The organism is Waltera sp., from assembly GCF_046969025.1.
Classification (GTDB): Bacteria; Bacillota; Clostridia; order Lachnospirales; family Lachnospiraceae; genus Acetatifactor; species Acetatifactor acetigignens.
In genome coordinates this window covers 13614-19073 of record NZ_JBKVQF010000038.1, presented here as the reverse complement: position 1 = coordinate 19073, position 5460 = coordinate 13614, and the positions used below count along the sequence as shown (strand labels likewise).

Sequence of the window (5460 nt, the reverse complement as noted above, 5' to 3'; positions counted from 1 at the left end):
CAAAATGTCCCAGTCCCAGCTTTTGGAGCGTGCCATACTGGAGATAACGCATATTCGTGTAAAGCTCCGTCATGCTATTAGAGATCGGTGTTCCGGTTGCAAACGTAACTCCCTTTCCACCTGTGATTTCATCAAGATACTGGCACTTGGCAAACATATCGGAGGACTTCTGCGCTTCTGTCTGTGCAATACCAGCTACATTCCTCATTTTCGTATAAAGGAACAGGTTCTTGTAATTGTGGCTCTCATCCACAAACAGCCTGTCTACCCCCAACTGCTCAAAGGTTACGACATTATCTTTCCGACTCTGGTCATTTAATTTATCAAGACGCACCTGCAATGCTTTTCTTGATTTTTCCATCTGCTTAATGGTATAACGCTCCCCATTATCTTTTTTCGCCTGTTCAATGGCAAGCTCGATCTCATCAATCTGTCTTTCGATTGTAGCTGCCTGTCTTTCCTGTGATAACGGGATTTTTTCAAACTGACTATGCCCGATAATAACGGCATCATAATCACCTGTTGCAATACGGGAACAAAATTTCTTACGGTTGGCGGGTTCAAAATCCTTTTTCGTTGCCGCAAGGATATTTGCTCCTGGATATAACCGTAAGAAATCACTTGCCCACTGCTCCGTCAAATGGTTCGGCACCACGAATAATGACTTCTGGCATAGTCCCAGACGCTTGCTTTCCATTGCCGCCGCTGTCATTTCAAAGGTCTTTCCGGCACCAACGCAGTGTGCAAGCAGGGTATTATCTCCATACAGTACATGGGCAACCGCATTTTTCTGATGCGGCTTTAATTCAATATCCGGTGTCATGCCCGGAAATTTCAGATGCGAACCGTCATATTCTCTTGGTCTGGTGGAATTGAAAAGCTCATTATATTTTGCCACAAGTGTCTGCCTGCGTTCCGGATCACGGAATACCCAATCCTTAAATGCCTCCCTTATTGCTTCCTGCTTCTGGCTTGCAATCATGGTTTCCTTTTTATTGAGGACTCTCTTTTCCTTTCCATCCTCCTCAATCGTGTCATATACTCTCGTATCTTTGAGGTTCAGGGAATCTTCCAATATCTTATAGGCATTTACCCGGCTTGTTCCGTATGTCATGTTGACAAGCGTATTACCAAAGTCTGCATTCTTCCCCTTAATGTTCCACTCCCCGGTTACACCCGAAAACTGCACACCTATCGTATCCCTGCGGAATAAATGTTCCGGTGTCTGGAAGATGTCACGCATAAAATCATTGATATACTTTGGATCAATCCATGTGGCACCGATACGCACCTCAATCTCCGATGCGTCCAGCTCTCTCGGCTGTACCTGCGTAAGAGCCTGTACATTTGGGGCATATTCCGGATGATTTTCCGCATAAGTGGCTGCTATGGCAAGTTTCTCACGCACATTACCACTTAGATACTGGTCTGCTGTCTCCCAGACATCGGTAAGCGGGTTCTGAAAAATGACACCACGAAGCTCCTCAGTAAGTGTATCCTTATCTTTTCCGGTAAGCTCTCCCATAAAATCAAGGTCAATTTTAGCTTTCTCTGCTAAAGATACTGCCAGCGCTTCACTTGCAGTATCCACGCTTGTGACAACCTCTGCCCTTTTAATGGTACGCTTCGTAAACATATCCGCTTTGCCTTTGAAATTGCCCTCATCATCAAGTTTTTCCAAAGAACACAACAGACAATAACTGCTGTCCTGATTAAAGGCTCTCTTATTCGTCTGCGAATTAATCAAACCATATTTCTTAGAGAAATTATCATACAGGCTGTTAAGTTCTGCCTGCTTTTCCTTAATTGTTACATCGGAGTATTCCTCAAGCTGCATATCAATCAGTTCCTGCGTACAGTTACGGATTGCCACCATTCCCTTGATACGTTCTTTTGCGGTGTCTGATACTTCCACCGGCTTCATGACAGAGTTTTCACGGTAATATACCTCATTATCGACTACGGTATAACTGAAATTCTTGACGGACGGATCAGCAGGAATACTCTGCCTGCTCATGTCATCCGCAAGCTCCTCATCCAGATCAATCGTATCAATCTGTCCTGTAATATTTTCAAGTGCTTTTGCTAACTGCTCCGCAAAAGGTCTGCTGTCATCTGCCCTGCAGGTGCTTTCCATGCCATAGGGACCGGATAACATTTCCATCTTTCCTACGATCTGCTCCGGATGCTCTGCAAAGTAAGCGTTCATTGCAATGCCATTTGCATCTTCTCCCAGATGTACCCAGTCCGGCTCACGCTCCACCATGCGGTCACGCTTCTGGAAAAATAAAATATCCGAAGTGACCTCGGTTCTAGCATTCGCCTTAAATGCAGTGTTCGGAAGTCTCACTGCACCAAGCAGGTCTGCTCTTTGTGCAAGGTATCTTCTGACCTCCGGACTTGCTTTGTCCATCGTTCCCTTACTTGTGATTAAAGCAACCACACCACCGGGACGCATCTTATCCAACGTCTTTGATAGCGATAGGTAATCCTTTGAAGTTATCTTCGGATTTTCCCCCGCTCCACACCGTGCGTGCGACTTTCACCGCACACGGCGTTCCACCGTTTATGATTCGGTATTAACTAAAGTAAACTTGCAATTTTCGAGCAGTAAAGAAACTCGTTTTAATATTAGATGGCTTGCATATTTGCCAGTTGGCGTAGCTTGTTTAGCTTTGCCTTTTGTTTGTAGGTGAGCTGTAGTTGTGAGAGGTAAGCCTTGATTGTTTCTTCTTTTGTTGCGTGTAGCAATCGGTGTATATCCTTGTGTAAAATAGTCAAGTTTTCGTATCTGTCGTTTCCCCCTTGACTGACAGGCTTTTTGTGGTGACAATGAATTTCGTGTAATTCCAGTATTTTCCCTGTAATTGCACATTTTCCGTACTGTGCCACATAGAGAGAAATTCGGTTATCCATATACTCAACACTTCGACCTACTTCCTTTGTTCTCATAAGGAAAAGCATTGTTCTGGTATCCATGCCAAGATTTTTATGAATTTCTCGTCTGCCCTCTGGCGTGTATTTGCATACCGATTTTTTCTTCCACATTGGATTTTTGTGCTTAACATAAGCAACGGGTATCAAAGGTTTGCCACTATAGAATCGGATTTGTTTGCTTTTTCCGTATTTCTTTTCAATGAACGAAAATCCTTTGTAATCTCCTTTTGCGGAAAGTGCCTTTTGCTTTAATTGGCTTAGTTTCACAACATCAACTTCTCGCCCCATATCTGCAAAATCCGAACTCACACAGGTCGCAATCTGAAAATAGTTGTGCATACCCATAATCATGGAATTGTATTCGTTGATAAGAGTAGCTCGTTCCTCATCATTTTGGGGATGTGCTATCTTTTTGATTTGACCTTTCAGCTTGTCCGTTTCTCGGCGTTTTGCTTTGTCGCATATATGCGATTTGACAACATAGGACGCCCCTTTTTTCATAAGAGTGAGCTTAAACCCAAGAAATTCCGAATAGCCTTTTTTCAGATTAACAATTTTAGATTTTTCTTCGCTGATTTCCAGCTTCAATCGCTCCTGAAGCCACGCCTTCGTCGCATGGTATGCTCTGTCGGCATCTTTTCGGGTAGAGCAAAAGATCTTAAAATCGTCAGCGTATCTTACCATGTGCATCTCTTTTAATCCCGATTTACGAAATGCGTCATAGGCTCGCCCTCTGTGGATTGCTCCTGTTTTCGTGATATGGTCACGAACATTATGGGCAGCTTGTTTCTCCCACTGGCTTACTATCCACCAGTCCAGTTCATTAAGGACAATGTTCGACAGCAGCGGCGATAGGATTCCGCCTTGCGGCGTTCCTTTCTGTGGGTAAATTGTTTCGCCGTTTGGCAAAATAATCGGAGCCTTTAGCATTTCCTTAATCACACATAGCAACTTTTTGTCCTGTATTCCCATATTCCACATCTGCTTTATCAGCTTGCTGTGGTTGACATTATCGAAGAATCCTTTAATATCAATGTCCACAACAAAATGCAGATTGGATTTTTGCATTAGCGCATATGCTTGTGCAATAGCGTGTTCTGCCGACCTGTTAGGTCGAAATCCATTGCTTCTGTCGCTGAATTTAGCTTCGCAGATAGGTTCGAGGATTTGCAGAATACATTGTTGGACTATCCTATCCCATATTGCAGGGATACCGAGCGGTCTTAACTTTCCGTTCGGTTTTGGAATTTCAACTCTTCTTACTGCTTTTGGTTTATACCATTGGAGTTTCTTTCTCACAACTTCAACAAACTTCGTTTCGGGTATTTTTTCAATATCCTTAATCGTCAGCCTGTCTACTCCGCTTGTATTGCTTCCAAAGTTGCGTTTTATATTTCGATAAGCAAGGCGAATGTTTTCCTCGCTCTCAATGAGTGGCATGAGATTATTGAAAATCTTCCCACGCCCGCTATCGGCGTACAATGTGTCAAGCGTATTTTGCAAGTCATAATACTCCAAATGGCGTATTTTTGAGTTCTTTTTCTGCTTCATAGTTGTCACAGGCATCTCCTCCTTTCGGATTTGATTTTCTTTGTCATACTCGAAGCTGTGAATGTTTACTTTGCTATTATTTGAAAATCATAAACGGCTAATGGCTGTTCCTCCGTTCCCATTACAGGAACATCAACGGTCGTGCCATCGCTCTCACAGAAAACTCACGCAGTTATGATTTCCTGCGCTAACTAACCTTTGGTTAGCTTTTCTGCTTTCCTCGTTCCAACAACTCTATCTATACATATATCCGTAGGTGTCCTCTCTGAACCTGTATGTTTGATACCGCCTGTAACGGCATAGGGAATTTCATATCTTCGATTCTTACTTTTCCCCACATACTATCCGTTTGGATAACTGCACATTTCTATACAGCCTACTTATAGACCCTTACATTCGAGGATTTGTCAGACCTTTTACAGTCATTCTCACCATAGATATTTTGTAGACCTCCGGCATATAGGCTACACCATCCACCGCTGGACAGCTTTCGTTGCATCTGTTTTCACAACTGCAAGACGGTAGCTCTCTGCCGACTTCACCGAGCTTCTGAACATCTACCTTTTGAGCAGAGCCAGTCGGAGTATTAAGGTTGGCGTTTCAGGGCGTTACCCCATCATTCCACCAATCGAATTGTTAGTTTGCAAATGCTCTGTTTCACCTGCCTTTCAAAATTTGCACCTAAGCTTTTCACTTAGGAACGAGTCGCACCAAAGAAATAATCGTGTATCAGGAAATTATTTTTATCATACTGCTTATCTGCCACCTTATACTGACCAAAAGGTACATTTCCGATTGCCACATCAAAGAAATCGTTCGGATAATCGGTCTTTTCAAAGCCTTTGATCTGCACATCTGCCTGCGGATAAAGCTGTTTTGCAATGCGTCCGGTGATACTGTCAAGCTCTACTCCGTAAAGCCTGCTTTCTTTCATGGAATCCGGCATCATACCGAAAAAGTTGCCGATACCCA

General features: G+C 43.4%; 1 protein-coding gene and 2 pseudogenes. All 3 read right to left on the bottom strand.

The window, feature by feature from the left end; genetic code table 11:
- A pseudogene (locus tag ACLTOH_RS14770) lies at window positions 1–2491 on the bottom strand (DEAD/DEAH box helicase family protein); the annotation flags it as partial.
- A gap of 140 nt (window positions 2492–2631) precedes the next feature.
- A complete protein-coding gene (gene ltrA, locus ACLTOH_RS14765; protein ID WP_412224322.1) occupies window positions 2632–4503 on the bottom strand; it encodes a group II intron reverse transcriptase/maturase in 1872 nt (623 codons plus the stop codon).
- Between the two features lie 697 nt (window positions 4504–5200).
- Window positions 5201–5460, bottom strand: a pseudogene (locus ACLTOH_RS14760) (hypothetical protein); the annotation flags it as partial.